Raw genomic sequence first — 18,521 nt, 5'->3', positions numbered from 1 at the left:
ATAACAACAATCAGGAGCGTACGCATGTCATTGAAAGGCAAAACCCTGTTCATTACCGGCGCCAGCCGCGGGATCGGGCGTGAGATTGCGCTGCGGGCAGCCAAGGATGGGGCCAACATCGTGATTGCCGCCAAAAGCGCCACCCCTCACCCCAAACTGCCTGGCACCATCTTCAGCGTGGCGGCGGAAGTTGAAGCTGCGGGCGGCAAGGCGCTGGCCTTGCAGGTAGATGTGCGCGATGAAATTGCCGTGCGCCAGGCCATGGCCGACGCCTCTGAGCATTTCGGCGGCATCGATGCGCTGATCAACAATGCCGGGGCGATCAAGCTGACCGGCGTGCAACACATCGAGCTCAAGCGCTTCGACCTGATGCACCAGATCAACACCCGCGCCGTGCTGCTGTGCAGCCAGGCTGCCTTGCCCTATCTGAAAAAAACCGCCGGCCACATCCTCAACCTGTCGCCACCGCTGAACCTGGCCACCAAGTGGTTCGCCCAGTACAGCCCTTACACGGTGACCAAATACGGCATGAGCATGCTGACTTTGGGCATGAATGAGGAATTTGCCTCCTACGGCATCAGCGTCAATTCCCTGTGGCCGCAAACCATGATCGCCACAGCCGCCATCGAGTTTCAGCTGGGGTCACGCGAGTCGTTCAAGCATGCGCGTTCGCCGGCGATTATGGCGGATGCTGCTTACGCGATTCTGAGCAGCAGTGGTCGCAGCATTACCGGGCGCTTGCTGATTGATGAGGAGATTTTGCGTGAGCATGGGGTGACCGAATTCGATCATTACCGCTTTGAGCCAGACAGCAACGACAAGCTGATGCCCGACTTGTTTGTGGACTGAAATACCAACCATTGTGGGAGCGAGCCTCATCGCGAGCAGGCTCGCTCCCACATAGGTTCTGCGGTGAGAATCAGAACTCGATCCGCACATCCCCCTTCGGCACGCTGCAGCACGACAGAATGTAACCCTCGGCCTCGTCTTCCTCGGTAATCCCGCCGTTGTGGTCCATTTCGACCTCACCGCCCAGCTTCATCACCTTGCAGGTCCCGCAGATCCCCATCCCGCAGGCCTTCGGAATCAGTAAGCCAAGCTTGGCCGCCGCCGCATGCACGGTTTCGCCCGGTGCCACACGAATGCTCTTGCCGGACGCGGTGAACTCCACCTGATGCAGATCCGCCGCATCGACTTCCGGAGCATCCGCCGCTTGTTCGGCTTGCTCCACCGCATCGGCACGGGCTTCCGCTGGCGTCGCGCCAAAGGATTCCTCGTGATAACGCGTCATGTCGAAGCCCGCCGTCTCGAGCATGCGCTTGACCGCGTTCATGTACGGGGTCGGGCCGCAGCAGAAGACTTCACGCTCAAGGAAGTCCGGCGCCATCAATTCGAGCATCTTGTGGTTCAGGTAACCGCGATAACCGGCCCACGGCTCGCCCAGACCATGCTTCTCGCAGATCAGGTGCAGACTGAAGTTGTCGATCCGCGATGCCATGTGTTCCAGCTCGCGGTGATAAATGATGTCTTTGGGCGAACGGGCGCTGTGGATAAACACCATGTCGACGTTGCCGTTGGTGTCGTAGAACCAGCGAGCCATCGACATAACGGGCGTAATGCCGACACCACCGCTGAGGTACAGCACTTTCGGCGCGGTGAAATCCATGGCATTGAACAGCCCGACCGGCCCGTGCACCGCCAGCTCCTGGCCTTCATGCAGGGTGTCGTGCAGCCAGTTGGACACCTTGCCCCCCGGCACACGCTTGATCGTCACCGAAAAGCTGTACGGCACCGACGGTGAGCTGGAAATGGTGTAGGAGCGCATAATCGGCACGCCGTCGATTTCCAGCTCCAGGGTGACGAACTGCCCGGGCTTGAAAAAGAACAGGACTGGCTGGTCGGCCATAAAGCAGAAGGTGCGCACATCCCAGGTTTCCTGGATGACTTTGACGCAACGGACAATGTGTCGACCATTGGCCCAGGTCTGGGTGGTTACCGGGTTCAGGAAGCTGTTGGACATGCTGATCTCCACGGCCGACTGTCGGCCTTCATGTTGGCGATTCTGCGTATAGCGCAGCCCCTCCATTTACCTATCTGCGACATTCACATACTTATCGCGACCAGCCCCCAATTACCGGGGGTTGCGCGTCGGGAACAGATTGGGCCATGTCGCCCATGGATAAGGTTCTGGCGAGCGCCGGCCCCACACTCGCCCCATACCAAGACACAACCTTTACACCTTGCGTAGCAAACCTGATCAGCCACTTTCGCGGCCACGCAGATGGCCTTGAGGAAACACACGATGGACGTCACCACTACCCTGAGCCTGGGCGATCCACTGGAACCCGCACGCAAGGCCACCGCGCAGATGCTACAAGAGCGCGAGCGCACTTTCTCGCTGCCGCAGCCGTTTTACTCTGACGAGCGGCTGTTTGATATCGACATGCAGGAAATCTTTCAGAAAGAGTGGTTGATCGCCGGCATGACCTGCGAAATCCCGACCAAGGGCAACTACCTGACCCTGCAAATCGGCAAGAACCCAATCATCGTGATTCGTGGTGCCGACGGCGTGGTCCATGCGTTCCACAACGTCTGCCGTCACCGCGGTTCTCGGCTGTGCACCAGTGAAAAAGGCAAAGTCGCCAAACTGGTCTGCCACTACCATCAGTGGACGTATGAGCTGGACGGTCGCCTGCTGTTCGCCGGCACCGAAATGGGCGCCGACTTCGACATGAAGCAGTACGGCTTGAAGCCTGTGAACGTGAAAACCGCTGGCGGTTACATCTTCATCAGCCTGTCGGAGAACCCACCGGCCATTGATGACTTCCTGTCGACGCTGAACCATTACATGGAACCGTACGACATGGAGAACACCAAGGTGGCGATCCAGACCACCTTGTTCGAAAAAGCCAACTGGAAACTGGTGCTGGAAAACAACCGCGAGTGCTACCACTGCAACGCGGCGCACCCGGAACTGTTGAAAACCCTGCTGGAATGGGACGACGTCACCGACCCGCGTGCCGACCAGGCCTTCAAGGACCACGTCGCTGCTTCGGCCGCTGCATGGGAAGCCGAGAAGATCCCTTACGCCCACGCCAGTTTCGGCCTGCGTAACCGTATCGTGCGCATGCCGCTGCTCAAGGGCACCGTGTCGATGACCCTGGATGGCAAACAGGGCTGCGCCAAACTCATGGGCCGCATCAAAAACCCGGACCTGGGCTCGATGCGCATCCTGCACCTGCCGCACTCGTGGAACCACTGCATGGGCGACCACATCATCGTGTTCACCGTGTGGCCGATCAGCGCTCAGGAAACCATGGTCACCACCAAGTGGATCGTCCATAAGGACGCGGTCGAAGGCGTGGACTACGACGTGGAGCGCATGCGCCAGGTCTGGGATGCGACCAACGACCAGGACCGTCGCCTGGCCGAAGAAAACCAACGCGGGATCAACTCCACCGCGTACCAGCCTGGGCCTTACTCCAAGACCTATGAGTTTGGCGTGGTGAACTTCGTGGATTGGTACAGCGAGCGGTTGCTGAACAACCTTGGGGCCGAGCCTGCACCGTACCTCAAAGGAGTTCCGGTTCAAGGCTAAAAAGCATCGCGAGCAGGCTCGCTCCCACACTGGATCTATGTGCATTGAAGATCCCTTGTGGGAGCGGGCTTGCCCGCGATGAGGCCGTAACATTCACTCCATTACCTTGAAGACCACCGCACACTGCCATCCTCGCCAATAAACGTCTCTTCGATGTTCTCCCCCACTAGCCGCACCTTCACATAACCGTTCAATACCCGATCCGGGTACGCCTCATCCCGCGCATTTTGGGTTTCCGACCACAGCACCCGTGCATGCCCGTTCAGCTCACTGGCATTGCCGTAGGGAATCGCCCCGTGCCCGGCGCAACGCGCATGCAACCCGCCTTGCGCGGCATAGCAGATGCCGTTGTGCAAATGCCCCCAATACCAGTAATCCGGTTCGCGCCCCAAGGCATCGCAGACCGGTTGGTACAACGCCGTCTTGTTGTGCCCGGAAATATCAAAGCCCTGGTGATGACTCAGCACCATGATTTTCTTGCGCTGGGGCAGGCTTTTCATCCAGTCGATCTGCGGTTGGTTGAGGGTGCCATCCATGTACAGATTCATGGCGTCCGAGGCATACGCCGTGTCGAGCCCGATCACCAGCCAGTCATCGTTGTACAACGCAAAATAACTGGTGCCTTGCTGCGCCGGAAAACGCTTGGCCAGTTCCTTGAAATAGCCGTGGGCGCCGTTGTACATCTCATGGTTGGAATTAAGAGTGAACGAGCCCTGCGTGCCCATCGGCCAACCGGCCATGTCCACGTCTTCCTGGGAATGGGTGCCGGCGTAATACACATCCCCCAGGTGAATGGTGAAATTGGCCCGGGCCAGTTGCATCTGATTCGCCACCGCCACCGCCGGGGCATGGCTGTCGAACGGCCCGGTGCCCCAGTCGCCGGCAATTGCCAGGGTCACGTCGCGCTCCATTTTCACCAGTGCCGGGTCTGTGGCGAACGGCGCGTGATGCCGCAGGTTTTCGATCCACTTCAGCAGGGCCTCGCTCCATAACAGGTCGAGCAGTTCCCATTTGCGGCAACCGAGCAGACTGCCGTCCTTCAGCACCCGGGTTTGTAGCTCATCAACCGATTGCGGCAACGGGCTGACATTACCGATGCGCAGGATCGACAAACCATGAGCCAACTCCCACGGCACGCCCGGCTGATCGTCCGGCAACTCGCCGTGTTTGAGCACGTACTGCGCCTGATCGTGGCCGCGTTTGAGCAGCGCAATGATGGCTTCGAACTCCTGGGGTTCGAGTTCGCTGACGAGCTTCATCCAGGCCATTTCCACGCGCGTGAGCAAACCATGCAGCCGCACTTTGACCTTGTCGTACTCGTGTTCCCAATGACTGACCAATGACATGTCGTTTTCCTCCATCCGTAGTGGAATCACAGGGTTTTCATGAACTCGATGAGCGCCCGCTTATCGAGTTCCGACAGCTGCGTACCGTACAGATGGCCGCCGTTGTGGTTGCCCTCCAGACGGGTGTCGTATTTGAAGTCCGCCGAGGCCTTCATCTGCTGGCCACTGGTGACGAAGCCGACCTTGTCCTGGTCGTACACATCGGAGCCGGTGAAGAACACCAGCGGTCTCTTTTCCGGTGGTTGCAGCAAGTCCCACAGGGTCGGCACCGAACCGTTGTGCAAGTATGGCGCGCGCAACCAGACGCCGTCGGTGGGCGTGTTGCTGTAGCTCTGGGTCTTGCGATAGGCGCCAAAGTCGAACGGCGATTTCTTGAAGCCATGGAATGCCGTCACCAAACCTGTGGTGAAAGAGTTCAGCCGATGGGGATCGGTGCCCAGTTCATCAATGCTGGTGGTGACCTGACCGGTGTCGGTGCGGCCAAAATCATGGCAACCGGCGCAGTTGTTTTCCCAGACCGGTTTACCCCGTGCGACTTTGGCCTGATCCAGCGCGAACGGCCATGCCGGCGCCTTGTGGCCCAGCAACCAGTTGGTCACCCGGTTGAAACTGGCCGGCAATACCGACTCCGGCGTTGCGCCCACGGCCATGGCTGCCGCGTAGTTGCGCTCATGGATGTCGTTATTGTTGCCGTCCCAGTGCAGGTACAGCGACTCCCGAGGCTTCTGGTTCCAGACTTGCGGCAAGTCGACGGTGCCGATGGTCGAGTCATCCGGGAAGCCGAACACCACCATTTTCGTCGGGTTGAAGGTGTCGGTACGTCCCGGCCCTTGCGGTGCGCGCAGTCGTTGCCAGGCATAGGCCTGCTTCTGTTTGACCAGTGCGCTGGTGGCCATGGGAATGATCACGTAGCGGTTGTACAAGCGCTCGAAAAACCCGAGCTGGAACTTGCTGTTGATCGCCGTCATCACTGCGTCGGGGGTGAATGTCGGGTCGCTGGCGCAATTGTAGGCGAACCACTGGAAGGCCTGCAGTTGCAAGGTATTGGCCGGCGCGGTGGCCACCGGGATGGCGACGTCGCTGGTAGTGGCCCGGTAAGAACCGGTGTGACACAAGGCGCAGTTGGGCTCCACGGTCGGGTAGCCGATCTGCCGCTTGGCCATGCCGATCGGCAGGTCCTTGCCGTTCTCGTAGAGGAAACCGAAGACTTCGTAGCCGCCGGGTTTGGGCAGTTTATCCGGGCACATCTGCGGTAATACGGCGAACAGGTAATAGGGAATCCGCGCCTCGATGCCCAGGCCGATGGCGCCGTATTTGTAGTGGTCCTCATCGGAGGCGTATTGCTCTGCCGGCACCACCCGCAGCATCTGGTACCAGGTTTCGTAGCCGATAAACCCCAGCGCCAGTACCACGACCAGCGTGGCAACCTTGAAGCTGTGCCGCTGCCAGCGTCGTGCCCACGCCTCGCGCCACTCATGCAAGCCATCGCGAAGCAACGCCAAGGGCCGATTGGCCGGCGCGCTGCCCAAGTAGAGCAGAGTCCCGAGGATCAGGAACATGCTCAGATCGCCCAGCAGCATCGGCACGAACACCTGGGCCTGGTTGCTGGTGTTGATCAGGTAAATCCAGAACGCCACGGCGACCAATCGCGACAACACGCACAGCCACGAATGCACCACGTATTTGGGCGCGTTGAAGCCTGACGGCATGTAGAACAGGCTAATCCCCACCAGCAGCATGCCGGCGTTTTCCAGCCACGGATCGGAGAGCTGCGGCGGCATCCCGAGCATTGAGGTCAGCAATGCCGGCGCGAACAGCGCCGGGATCGCGAAGACCATGTTCATCACAATGCCTAGCCAGATGAAACGTTGAAACCAGCGGATGTAACTGTCCATAGCATCCATTTCCTTGTGCATGACCCGCGAGGTATAGCGCCTGATAGATCGCCTTCGCGGGCAAGCCTCGCTCCTACAAAAGCAGCGCGAAACCTGTAGGAGCGAGGCTTGCCCGCGAAGAATCCAACTCGGTCTAACGACTAGCCGAGCGCTGTTTTCTCCAGGTGTTGCAGGATGATCGGGTACACATCGAGCACCGCATTCTTGCCGAACATGCAGTCGATATGCCCGTAACCCGGCACCACATGCCGGCTGTAGCGCTCCGGTCCATGGGCTTTGCACACGCGCTCATAGGTCTTGAGCGTGCTTTCCGGCAGGTAGCATTGGTTGTCTTCGCCGCTGATGAAGCAGATCGGCATGGTCAGCCGGTCGAAGTGCGGCATGTAGACGTCCTGGCCCTTGAAGTCCACCAGATGGCCTTTGCGCAGGATTAGCGCCAAGTGTTCGAAGGTCTGCATATTCGATTCGCCGAACAGTTCATGCAGGTTGTCATGCAGGGTCTCGTTGAGCGTGTCGTGCCGGTACAGCGACGCGTACATGAAGGTGATGCGATGGCACACCGGGTTGGTGCAGTAGCCCTGAGCCTCGATGCGGGCGTAGCCGTTGAGAGCCTTGTCGTAGAGCTTGTTGAACCAGCTCTCCTTGTTGTCGGCATACGCGGTGAGGGATTTGATGCCGATGGCGTCGAGCATCCCCGGAAGGTGCAAGCCGGCCTTGAGCCCGGTTGCCGTGGCGACCACCGTATCCGCCGCGATCTGTGAACACACCACCGAACGCACGCCCTGCAACCCGGCCAGCAGCGACATAAAGAAAGTCGTCGCCCCGTAGCAATGCACCACGCATTGCACGTCCGCCGCCTTGGTTGCTTGCTGGATCTGCGCGATGGCGGCCTTGAAGTCGAACTGCGCAATCTGGTCGCCGTTCCACTCCTTCTTGCTCGCAGGCAGCAGAATGCTCACCCGCAGATCCAGCAGCCAGACGTCGTACTCGTGCTTGCACAGGTACTCCAGCAGGTTGGTCTGGATGGTGTCGGTGGAGAAAATATTCGAGCCCACGCCCAAGCCATGCACCAACATCACCGGCCCTTTGCTGCCGCCCTGATAGCGGGTCAGGCGTAGCTGGACGCTGTCTTCAGTCTGGAAGAAATGCACGCTCGGCGTCGGTGCGTCCAGCGGACGTTTCTGCCGGGGCGGTGCATCGGGGTTGAAGTAGATGTCGCCGGCGAACACGCCGCCGTAGCTTTCCCACAAGATGCCGGCGAAGAACTTGCCGAACCGTGCCAAGCCTTCAACACGCTCGCGTTCGTTGCGGGCGTTGAGCACCTTCATCGTGGTCATTTGCTTGGCGAAATCGGCCGGATGAATGTGCATCACACCCGAACCCATCACCTCACCGGTCTTGTCCGACCCGCGATACAGCGTCACGTAAAGAGTGCTGGTGTCATGCCAGACGTTCAGCACGCCGTTGTCTTCGGGCACGGTCTTGAACGCGCTGAAGTAATAATCGCTGCCGTCCTCGGCGGTCAGTTTCATGTCGTATTTCATGTGCCGCACGCCGACCTGTTCCTGATATTCCTCAAACAGGTTGAACACGCCATTGCTGGCGGTCAGCGGTTCCCGCGACAGGCCTGGTGCATTGAGCGTGCCGACCAGCGTCGCAGCGTGTTGCGGCTCCTTGATCATGCGGTTGAGGTCGTTGGCGGTGATGGTCAGGGTGAACTCGATCGGCGAGTTCTCCGACTCGCCGCGTTTGGCCGCCGCTTCGTAGAGTTTGAGATCGGTGCCCTGAGGCTGAGTGAAGTCTTTGGAAAAATAGCCCTTCATGGTTTCTGTGAACTGCACGCCGAGGGTCGGCGGCGCCACCTGTTTGCGCGGCGCCGAGGGCAGCGTGTAGTCGATGTGCCAACCGCGATCGGCCGCCAGCAGGCCCATGTTGCGCTCGCTCACGGCGGAGATGGTCAGCAGCGGATTGACCGCCAGGGAGGTCGGAATCACCGCGCCGTCGGTTACGTACAACCCGGCGTAGACATTGGTGCCACTGGTGCTGCTGAACACCTGGCCCTTGTGATTGACCACGCCCTGCTCCGCGTCCTCGCCCATCACGCAACCGCCCAACGGGTGGACGGAAACGATGCTGTGTTTGAGCAGCTCGGTCCAGATCGGGTTCTCGACCCAGATCCCGCCTAATGCCTTGGTGCTCTGGTGCAGTCGCTCGTTACCGAGTTTGACGTTTTCCTGCTCGCCAACGCCCGGCCAGTCGATGCGCAGCTGATCCTTGCTGTCGAGCACCATGCGCCCCTTGCCGTCATCGTGACTCATGATCAGGTAGGTCTGCATGTTATGCAGGGCGCCGTGATACGGGCCGCGCAGGAAGCTTTCGGTTTCGCGCTCGGCGTACTTGAGCTTGCCGCTGAAACTGTCATCAGTGGGTTTGCCGATCAACCCGGCGAATGCGGCCATGCTCGGCACCATGGGCCGGCCGAGCGCGCCGGGGATCGAGCCTTCTTCGATGACCATGCGGCTGCGCCAGTCGCCTTCGGTGCGCATGTCGATGATCGAGGTGATGCACGGGCCGACCGGTTTCATTTCACTGGCCGGGTGCGCACCGAAACCGATGCCGTTGATCGCTTGGTCGCAGTTGTGGCCGAAACCGAGAATGTCACCGTTGCCGCTCATGTTCTCGCCGAGCTGATCGGACGTCGCCAGACCTTTGTCCCGAGAACGCAGGAGGATTTCGGTGGACCCCAGAGTGCCGGCCGAAACCACAACGACGTCAGCCTTGACGAACAGCGTCGGTGCCGAGAACTTCTCGCGGCCACTGTCCAGGTATTGGAAATGCACGATCCAGCCGTCGCCGTCGCGCTCCAGATGCCGCACCTCGGCCTGGCAGAAAATTTCCGCGCCGTGGTTCCAGGCGTCCGGCAGGTAATTCATCAGCGTGGTGTTCTTGGCCTTGTTGTTACAGCCCGACACGCAGTCGCCGCAGTGGTTGCACGGTAATTGCTCGACGCCGACATGGTTGAGGTTGTTCGGCAGTTTGTCGAAGGTCACGTTGATCGGCGGCTTGTAGAAGTGTGCATCTTGCTTGAGGTAATCCGCGGACTTTTTATTAGCGTCCAGCTTGGGCAGGTTTGGCGCGGTGTTCGGATACGGATTGGGTTTGAGCATCTCCCGAGCCCGGGCATAACCGTCCTTGAGCAGCGTGTCGCGGTGTTCACGCACCGCCAGTGGCCATCGTGGGTCGTCGAACACACCGGGTTCCGGTTCCAGCGCAACGTTGGCGTTGATCAGCGATGTGCCGCCCAGGCCGCAACCGACCACCACGTTCTGCTGGGCATTGACGTGCAAGTCGAACAGCCCGGTGCGCGAACCGATGTGCCCGTCCGGGTCATGGACTTGCAGTTCTTCAGTGGCCGCCAGCATCGTATTGGGGTATTCGCCGGGCTGGATTTCCCGTCCTCGCTCCAGCAGGCACACCCGCTTGCCGGCCCGGGACAGGCGCGACGCCGCGATCCCGCCGCCGTAGCCGGAGCCGATGACAATCACGTCGTAATGTTCCTTGATGTCGCTGATGGGCGTGGCGATCCGTGTCATGGGTCATTTCCTCTCAGGCAGATGGGCAACTCTGTGGTTGCCTGCAATCGATCGACGAACGAACGCCTGGTCACCAGGCACGGTCGGGCCTCAGTGGCAGCGGCGTCAGGGTATGGGGAAAGGTTTCAGGCGCTATAGACGAGCGCGCTGATTGGCGGCGCGACGGTGAATCCGCTTACGCAACAACGTCGCGGGTGTCGGTACACAGGTCGCGCAGGGATTTGGGTGCGAGCGATGTGGCTGGCTATCCATCACGCGTTCTCCCTGAACCAGATGTGGATAAGTGACGGCTGTCCTTGTGCCATGAGAGTGAAGACAGACGACAGATCGAAGTCAAGGAAGTGTCTTAGAACTGTATGAAATCTGATCTATCGCGTTGCGGCCTATATGGGCCGTGGCTTGCAGGGTTTAGCGAACAAGTTATCCACATCTCCACCCACAGCTATTGGGGACAACTGTGGATGAGGGGACAAATTTATTCACAAAAAACCAAGAAAAACCGTGACTTATCCAGAAGCAGGGTTTTGGGCACGCATTGATCATTTTTTAATCAGAAGCCTGTAGCCCACGGTTTATATGACGTGCAGAGGATGGCGAACACCTTATCCACAGAAGCGCCAACAGACTTTGGGGGCAACTTTGCAGGTTCTGTGGAAAACTGCTGAAAGCCGCGAGAATTCGGGGTTTGCGGAAGGATTAGTGAGAGAAAAGGGTCAATTGAACATTATTTGATCAACCCACTGAAAGCCACGGTTTATATAGCCTGTAGCGGACAGCGAACATCTTATCCACAGAAGCGCCAACAGAGATTGGGGGCAAGTATCCGCTTGCGAGCGAAGTCATTCTGTGGAAAAAGCTCGAAAAAACCGGGGGTTAGGCTGGTTGTTTTTTGTACGGAGGGATGGAGGGCTTGATGGGCATGGGGTGTAGAGAGGGGCGAACATGTTATCCACAGAAGCACTAACAGGGATTGTGGGTAACCACAGCGGATTGTTGGTGCCCACACAATCTGTGATCGACACTGCTCCGTGTGGGAGCGGGCTTGCTCGCGAAGGCTGACTGACCTTCAACATCGATGTCGACTGACCCGCCGCTTTCGCGAGCAAGCCCGCTCCCACATGGATTGGGCTCGGGCCTTAAGGCCGATACATCAAATAGGCTTCCCCCGTGACCCGAATCATCGGGTGGGGCGTGATCTGGCAGGTATCGACGATCCGGAAGCCATGGCGCTCATAAAACCGTCGGGCGCCGGTGTTCACCGCGTAGTCGATCAGGCTCAAGCCATTGAGCCCCAACCGGTTGGCACGGTCGTAAGCATAGGCGAGGAATTGTTTGCCCAACCCCTGATTGCGCCAGCCCTCATGCAGGGCCAGGCTCGAAATATAAAGGGTGTCGGGAATTTCCATCGTGGCATACGGCGCCAGGACCGGATCGGTCACGGGAGCAGCCTGCGGATCGTGGCGCATCGCGTAGCTGTGCAGCATGCCGATGACCTCTCCCTCGGCCTGCGCGATCAGGCAGTTTTGGTAGGAGAAATCGACGTCTTCGCGAGCGTAACGACTGGCACCAACCTCCAGCAGATCCTGCCCGGGCTCCGCCAACTGGCTCCAGATGTAATCCGCCGCACCTTCTGATGAGATCTGAAACAAGCGAGCAATCTCGCGCGCATCCGCGCGTGAAGCCGGACGAAATTCAACTTCCATTATTTCCCCATAAATTTCGGTGAGATGACTTTCACGTTCTGCGTTTCCGGCATTTCACCTGTTCGGGGCACGAACGGAGCCTCTGTGGGAGCGAGCCTGCTCGCGAATGCGGTGGGTCAGCCAGCGTATATGCTGAATGTCATGACCCCTTCGCGAGCAGGCTCGCTCCCACATGGATCGATGGTGATTATGAGTTAGCGAACCACGCCTTCTTCAATCAACAACTTGAGAATGGCTTCGGCGCCCGCCTGCGCGGTTACGCCCTTGAGCACCTGTCCGCCTCCACCACTGGCCTTGGCCGTCGCGGCTTTCATGCGGTCTGCACCGCTCTTGGCCTTGATCACTTTCAAGCGTTTGGGCCGTGGCTTGGCCGGTTGCAGCGTGGCCACCGCGAGCAGTTCATCGTCGATCACCTCGACTTCATCCGCCTGCAATACCCCGCGACGTGCCGGACCATAGGCACTCTGCCGAGGCTTGGGCGCCGCGTTATCCACAGTCGCAAGAAACGGCAGGCGTACTTTCAAGCGACGACGCTGCCCGCGCGGCAAGGCCTGCAGCACCAGCGCTGAACCACCGTCAATGGATTCGACCTGCGCCAAACCCACCACCAGCGGCCAACCAAGACTTTCCGCCAGCAGGAACGGCAACATGCCCGAGCCTTCACCGGTTTCCGCCTGGCTGCCGGTCAGCACCACTTGCGCCCCGGCATCGCGCAAATACGCGGTCAACGCTGGCAGTGCGTCCGCACCTTCAGGTTGCTCCAGCACATGCAGCTGTTCCAGGCCCATGCCCAGATAAGCGCGCAGTGCCGGTTCCGCGACGTCGCCGGCATGCAGCACTTGCAGGTTATCCCCAGCCAGTTGCAAACCCAGTTCAACCGCCCGCGCATCCTGCTCGGCGCGGCGTGGCCGGCCGGAGGTCGGGTGGGCGCCGATGGACACCAGGCTGATGATTTTCGTGCTCATAACCCTTTCCTTTCCTTAAGCCGCATCGCGCTTGGCTTCATTGCGGTAAGCCTCTAGCGCATCGATCAAGGCTTGAAGAATCTCGGCGCTCTCGCCGATCACCGACAGGTCGGCCCGTTTGATCATGTCGCAACCAGGATCGAGGTTGATCGCCACCACCTTGTCGCAGGCACCGATGCCTTGCAGGTGCTGGATCGCCCCGGAGATACCCACTGCCACGTAAACCCGTGCCGTGACCCAGGTGCCGGACGCACCGACCTGACGGTCGCGTGCCATGAAACCATCGTCCACCGCCACCCGCGATGCACCTTCGGTCGCGCCCAACGCCTCGGCCGTCCTGTGGAAAAGTCCCCAGTCCTTGACCCCGTTACCGCCGGAGAAGATGAACTCGGCTTCGGCCATCGGAATCGCCGCCGGGTCCACCGCCACCGCGCCCAGATCTTCGATCCGCGACAGGCTGCGGGCGACCGCTGTGGATAACTCCACCGGCAAGGCCTCATGACGGGTTTCGCTGACCGGTTCGGCGCATTCGGCAGCCGCCAGAATCAAGCGTGCGACCGGACGTGCAAGGTCTTGCAAACCAGCACCGGCGCGGCCGATGCACTCCTGATCCTTGACCTGCCAGACCCGCGTGGCCGGGCGTTCGCCCAGTGCGGCGGCAAAGCGGCGACCAAGTTCGCCACCACCGCTGCGGCTGTCCGGCAGCAACCAGTGACGTGGGCTGAACTGGTTATCCACAGCCCGCAGGCCCTGGACGCGTTGTTCCGGTGCATAACCGCTGAATTCGTCGCCCTCAAGCACCAGCAGGCGATCAACGCCAGCGGTGGCGAAAGCATTTTCCTTGTGTTCACCGAAGACCACGGCCAGTACCGCGCCGTCCTTGCCGGCCAACTGATGAGCCAGGCCGAGCAAGTCACGGTCGTGGCTGCTCAAACGGCCGCCGACCATGTCCGGCACCACGCAGATGTAGAACACGGGTGCAGGCACTTGATGCAGCGGCAATTGCACTTCAACCACGGCCGAGCGTTTGGTCGCCCCGCCCTGCTGAGCGCCGCTGCGGTCAATACGTTTGATGCCGTTGGGGCCGAGAAAACCGATCCCGTGAGGATTCTTGCGGATGAGACCGTTAGGCCCCATCCAGCTGTGTTGCGCCGGTTGCATGGCCGCGTGCAGCGGGTGCAAGCGGTTGCGGACGATCCATTCGGCGCGTGGGTCGCGGCGGATAATGTCGCTCATTAATGCACCTCCGCAGGTTCACGTTTGGCCGGTGCCGATGGCTTTCCCGGCGTTGCGTCTTCGAGCAACGCATCGGCTACCAGTTCGGCGATGTCCTTGATCATTGGACGCGGTTCGACCACGCCTTCGAGCATCGCAGTGCACTGTGGACAACCCACGGCCACCAGTTCGGCGCCGGTTTCGCGGATGTCTTCCATGCGCATGTCGGGAATCCGTTGCTTGCCCGGAATGTCGGTGATCGGCGCTCCGCCACCGCCGCCGCAGCAGCGTGAACGGAAGCCGGAGCGTTGCATTTCCTTGATCTCGATGCCCAGGGCGCGCAGCACTTCACGCGGCGCCTCGTATTCGCCGTTGTAGCGACCGAGGTAGCACGGGTCGTGATAGGTCACGCTGCTGCCTTTGTGCTGGCCGAGGTTCAGGGCGCCTTCGCCAATAATCTCAGCCATGTAAGTGCTGTGGTGCTGCACGAGGTAGTTGCCGTCGAAGGCGCCGTACTCGTTTTTCAGCACGTGGAAACTGTGCGGGTCACAGGTGACGATGCGGTTGAAGCTGTACTTGGCCAAGGTCTGGATGTTGCGTTTGGCCAATAGCTGGAAGGTCGCTTCGTCGCCCAAGCGTCGGGCCACGTCACCGCTGTCGCGTTCTTCAAGACCCAGCACCGCGAAGTCGACCTTGGCCGCTTTCAGCACTTTGACGAAGGCACGCAAAGTGCGCTGGTTGCGCATGTCGAAGGCACCGTCGCCGACCCAGAACAGTACGTCGGTGGATTTCTTCTCGCTGAGCAGGTTCAGGTTCAAATCCGCCGCCCAGTTCATCCGCCCGCCCGGCGCGAAGCCGCCAGGGTTGTCGGTGGCGATCAGGTTTTCCAGCACTTCGGCGCCCTTGTTCGGGGTCGCGCCTTTTTCCAGAGTCAGATGGCGACGCATGTCGACGATAGCGTCGACGTGCTCGATCATCATCGGGCATTCCTCGACGCAGGCACGGCAAGTGGTGCATGACCACAGGGTTTCAGCGTCCACCAGACCGTTGACGATCGGCTGATGCGGATTGCCACCGTGTTCGCCGATGGCTTTGCCCGGATAGGGGCTGCCGGCGAACTTGGCATCAGTGCCACCGGCCAGGCCAACGACCATGTCCTGAATCAGTTTTTTCGGGTTCAGCGGCTGGCCGGCGGCGAACGCCGGGCACGCGGCTTCGCATTTACCGCACTGCACGCAGGCGTCGAAGCCAAGCAGTTGGTTCCAGGTGAAATCCTTGGGTTTTTCCACACCCAGCGGTGCGTTCGGGTCATTCAGGTCCAGCGGTTTCAAACCGGTGGAACGACCGCCGCCAAAACGTTCGGCGCGACGGTGCCAGGCCAGGTGCAATGCACCGGCGAAGGCGTGCTTCATCGGCCCGCCCCAGGTCATGCCGAAGAACAGTTCCGACACGCCCCAGAGCACGCCGACGCCGAGGATCGCAGCCACCACCCAACCACCGAAGTTTTCCGGAAGGATGCCGGCGACCGGCAGGGTCAACAGGAAGAACGACGCCGAGAACGCCATCAGGCTTTTCGGTAGGCGCATCCACGGGCCTTTGGACAAGCGGGCCGGTGGGTTGCGACGGCGCAGGAACATAAAGATCGCGCCGACAAACATCACTGCCGACATCAGCAGCAGTGCATAACCGAGGATGCGGTTATGCAGGCCAAAGCCATGAACCAATATCGCCAGCACAATGGACGCCACCGCACCACCAGCCGTGGCGACGTGGGTGTTGGCAATGTATTTGTCCCGCGCGACGACGTGGTGCAAATCGACCATGTAGCGTTTGGGCATGGCGAACAGACCGCCGATCAGGTCGACTTTCGAAGCCCGGCCCTGACGCCACATAGCCACCCGCCGCAACGCGCCCAGGACAGCCAGGCCCAAGGCAGCGAACAACAGGATTGGAAGAAGGGTGTTCAACATGTGGAGCTCCCAAAGACCGCAGGGTCTTGCAGGCCAAACTACCTGGATGCCTTGCCCGAATCCCTGTAGGAGCGAGGCTTGCCCGCGAAGGCGATGGATCAGCCGACATCAATGTTGAATGTCAGTCCGCCTTCGCGGGCAAGCCTTGCTCCTACAGGTTATCCACAAGCTCTTAGAAATCCTTGCACAACCGCAACGCGTCATAGATCGCCGCGTGGGTGTTGCGCTGGGCCACGCAGTCGCCAATGCGGAACAGCAAGTAGCCGTCGCCCGCCTGGCTCAACGAAGGTTGTGGCTTGATCGCGAACAAAGCTTCGATGTCCATCTGGCCTTTGTTGCGCGAGCCTTCCTTCAACGCGTAGTAGATTTCTTCGTCTGGACGCACGCCGTTCTCGACGACGACCTGGTCCACCACCCGCTCCTCTTTGGCGCCGGTGTATTCGTTTTCCAGCACCGCCACCAGTTTGTCGCCTTCGCGGTAGACCTTCTCCAGCATCATGTCGCCGGTCATGATCACTTCTTTCGGGTACATGCTGCGGTAGTAAGTCGGGAACGACGTACCGCCGATGGCCACACCCGGTTTGATGTCGTCGGTGACGATCTCGACCTGGCTGCCCTTGTCGGCGAGGAAGTCGGCCGTCGACATCCCGGTGAACTCGCAAATGGTGTCGTAGACCAGCACGTTCTTGCCCGGCGCAACCTTGCCGTCGAGGATGTCCCAACTGCTGACCACCAGGCCTTCAGCCGCGCCCCAGTGTTCGTTCTGCTCCAGGAACGGATGACCGCCGACGGCGAGTACCACCACGTCCGGACGCAGGTCGAGAATGGTCGCCGCATCCGCCGCCACGCCCAGGCGCAGATCGACTTTCAAGCGCGCCAGTTCCAGTTGGAACCAGCGAGTGATGCCGGCGATCTGGTCCCGTTGTGGAGCTTTCGACGCGGTAGTGATCTGACCGCCGATGAATTCTTTCTTCTCGAACAGGGTCACATCGTGGCCACGTTCGGCCGACACGCGAGCCGCTTCCATCCCCGCAGGACCGGCACCGACCACCACGACTTTGCGCTTCACACCGGTCGATTTCTCGATGATGTGCGGCACGCCCATGTATTCACGGGAAGTCGCGGCGTTCTGGATGCACAAGACGTCCAGGCCCTGGTACTGACGGTCGATGCAGTAGTTGGCGCCGACGCACTGTTTGATCTGGTCGACCTGACCCATTTTGATCTTGGCGATCAGGTGCGGGTCGGCGATGTGGGCGCGGGTCATGCCGACCATGTCGACGTAACCGCCTTCCAGAATACGAGTCGCCTGGTTCGGATCCTTGATGTTCTGCGCATGCAAAACCGGGGCCTTCACCACTTCTTTGATACCGGCGGCCAAATGCAGGAATGGCTCCGGTGGATAACTCATGTTCGGAATCACGTTGGCCAGGGTATTGTGGGTGTCGCAACCCGAACCAACGACGCCGATGAAGTCGATCATGCCGGTGTCATCGTAGTACTTGGCGATCTGTTTCATGTCCTCGTGGGACAAGCCGTCCGGGTGGAATTCGTCACCGCACAGGCGGATGCCGACGCAGAAATCCGGACCGACTTCCTTGCGCACAGCCTTGATCACTTCCAGGCCGAAACGCATGCGATTCTCGAAGCTGCCGCCCCATTCATCGGTACGCTTGTTGACGCGCGGGCTCCAGAACTGATCGATCATGTGCTGGTGCACGGCGGATAATTCGACGCCATCCAGGCCACCGGCCTTGGCCCGCGCGGCTGCGCTTGCGTAGTTGCCGATCACCCGCCAGATTTCTTCCGGCTCGATGGTTTTGCAGGTCGCGCGGTGCACCGGTTCACGGATGCCCGACGGCGACAGCAGGGTTGGCCAATGCTCGCCGTCCCAGCGCGAACGTCGGCCCATGTGGGTAATCTGGATCATGATCTTGGCGCCATGCTTGTGCATGGCGTCAGCCAGGTTCTGGAAGTGCGGAATGATCCGGTCGTCGGCCAGGTTGACCGACTTCCACCAGCCTTGCGGGCTGTCGATGGCCACACTGGAGGAACCGCCGCAAATCGCCAGGCCGATCCCGCCCTTGGCTTTCTCTTCGTAATACTTGACGTACCGGTCGGTGGTCATGCCGCCGTCGGTGGCGTAGACCTCGGCGTGCGCGGTGCTGAGCACGCGGTTGCGGATGGTCAGTTTGCCGATCTGGATCGGCTGGAACATTGCTTCGAAAGCCATGGC

11 protein-coding genes are annotated in these 18,521 nt (G+C 60.2%); 2 read left to right on the top strand and 9 right to left on the bottom strand.

The features are described 5' to 3' along the window. Positions 1-24 precede the first annotated feature (24 nt). Positions 25-849 carry an SDR family oxidoreductase gene (locus AB4O41_RS19290; RefSeq protein WP_460144310.1) on the top strand — a complete coding sequence of 275 codons (825 nt, stop codon included), beginning with the start codon at positions 25-27 and terminating at the stop codon, positions 847-849. Positions 850-919: 70 nt separating this feature from the next. Here the strand turns inward: AB4O41_RS19290 and gbcB are convergent, their stop codons facing one another. Then, complete coding sequence (gene gbcB, locus AB4O41_RS19285; protein WP_460144309.1) at positions 920-2,020, bottom strand: glycine-betaine demethylase subunit GbcB; 1,101 nt, start codon at positions 2,018-2,020, stop codon at positions 920-922. 282 nt (positions 2,021-2,302) lie between these two features. On the opposite strand from gbcB, the gene gbcA reads away from it, so the two are divergent. Next, entirely contained in the window at positions 2,303-3,598 is a 1,296-nt protein-coding gene (gene gbcA, locus AB4O41_RS19280; RefSeq protein WP_460144308.1) for a glycine-betaine demethylase subunit GbcA, read from the top strand. Between the two features lie 101 nt (positions 3,599-3,699). On the opposite strand, the gene AB4O41_RS19275 is transcribed toward gbcA, so the two are convergent. The 8 genes from AB4O41_RS19275 to dgcA all read right to left on the bottom strand — a co-directional run bounded on the left by AB4O41_RS19275 (position 3,700) and on the right by dgcA (position 18,518). Next, the gene (locus AB4O41_RS19275) at positions 3,700-4,944 is read right to left on the bottom strand and encodes a metallophosphoesterase (protein WP_460144307.1); all 1,245 of its coding nucleotides are present in this window, start codon (positions 4,942-4,944) and stop codon (positions 3,700-3,702) included. Positions 4,945-4,970: 26 nt separating this feature from the next. Beyond that, positions 4,971-6,839 (bottom strand): c-type cytochrome, encoded by a 1,869-nt coding sequence (locus AB4O41_RS19270; RefSeq protein ID WP_460144306.1) that lies wholly within the window; start codon positions 6,837-6,839, stop codon positions 4,971-4,973. Positions 6,840-6,979: 140 nt separating this feature from the next. Further along, positions 6,980-10,432 (bottom strand): alpha/beta fold hydrolase, encoded by a 3,453-nt coding sequence (locus AB4O41_RS19265; RefSeq protein ID WP_460144305.1) that lies wholly within the window; start codon positions 10,430-10,432, stop codon positions 6,980-6,982. Positions 10,433-11,568: 1,136 nt separating this feature from the next. Beyond that, the gene (locus AB4O41_RS19260) at positions 11,569-12,135 is read right to left on the bottom strand and encodes an N-acetyltransferase family protein (RefSeq protein WP_460144304.1); all 567 of its coding nucleotides are present in this window, start codon (positions 12,133-12,135) and stop codon (positions 11,569-11,571) included. Between the two features lie 194 nt (positions 12,136-12,329). Then, positions 12,330-13,100, bottom strand: a complete 771-nt coding sequence (gene etfB, locus AB4O41_RS19255) for an electron transfer flavoprotein subunit beta (RefSeq protein ID WP_030128552.1) — start codon at positions 13,098-13,100, stop codon at positions 12,330-12,332. Between the two features lie 15 nt (positions 13,101-13,115). Next, complete coding sequence (gene etfA, locus AB4O41_RS19250; RefSeq protein WP_460144303.1) at positions 13,116-14,336, bottom strand: electron transfer flavoprotein subunit alpha; 1,221 nt, start codon at positions 14,334-14,336, stop codon at positions 13,116-13,118. Continuing rightward, on the bottom strand, positions 14,336-16,285 hold the full coding sequence (dgcB, locus tag AB4O41_RS19245; protein WP_460144302.1) for a dimethylglycine demethylation protein DgcB: 1,950 nt from the start codon (positions 16,283-16,285) through the stop codon (positions 14,336-14,338). The genes etfA and dgcB overlap by 1 nt, the downstream gene beginning before the upstream one ends. Positions 16,286-16,457: 172 nt before the next feature. Then, a complete protein-coding gene (gene dgcA, locus AB4O41_RS19240) occupies positions 16,458-18,518 on the bottom strand; it encodes a dimethylglycine demethylation protein DgcA (RefSeq protein ID WP_008008115.1) in 2,061 nt (686 codons plus the stop codon). Positions 18,519-18,521 lie beyond the last annotated feature (3 nt).

Source organism: Pseudomonas sp. S2_A02, assembly GCF_054668495.1.
This window is presented reverse-complemented; position numbering and strand designations above follow the sequence as displayed.

Coding starts and splice junctions, on each gene's coding strand:
- AB4O41_RS19290 (WP_460144310.1), top strand. CDS start 25: ATGTCATTGAAAGGCAAAACCCTGTTCATTACCGGCGCCAGCCGCGGG.
- gbcB (WP_460144309.1), bottom strand. CDS start 2,020: ATGTCCAACAGCTTCCTGAACCCGGTAACCACCCAGACCTGGGCCAAT.
- gbcA (WP_460144308.1), top strand. CDS start 2,303: ATGGACGTCACCACTACCCTGAGCCTGGGCGATCCACTGGAACCCGCA.
- AB4O41_RS19275 (WP_460144307.1), bottom strand. CDS start 4,944: ATGTCATTGGTCAGTCATTGGGAACACGAGTACGACAAGGTCAAAGTG.
- AB4O41_RS19270 (WP_460144306.1), bottom strand. CDS start 6,839: ATGGACAGTTACATCCGCTGGTTTCAACGTTTCATCTGGCTAGGCATT.
- AB4O41_RS19265 (WP_460144305.1), bottom strand. CDS start 10,432: ATGACACGGATCGCCACGCCCATCAGCGACATCAAGGAACATTACGAC.
- AB4O41_RS19260 (WP_460144304.1), bottom strand. CDS start 12,135: ATGGAAGTTGAATTTCGTCCGGCTTCACGCGCGGATGCGCGCGAGATT.
- etfB (WP_030128552.1), bottom strand. CDS start 13,100: ATGAGCACGAAAATCATCAGCCTGGTGTCCATCGGCGCCCACCCGACC.
- etfA (WP_460144303.1), bottom strand. CDS start 14,336: ATGAGCGACATTATCCGCCGCGACCCACGCGCCGAATGGATCGTCCGC.
- dgcB (WP_460144302.1), bottom strand. CDS start 16,285: ATGTTGAACACCCTTCTTCCAATCCTGTTGTTCGCTGCCTTGGGCCTG.
- dgcA (WP_008008115.1), bottom strand. CDS start 18,518: ATGGCTTTCGAAGCAATGTTCCAGCCGATCCAGATCGGCAAACTGACC.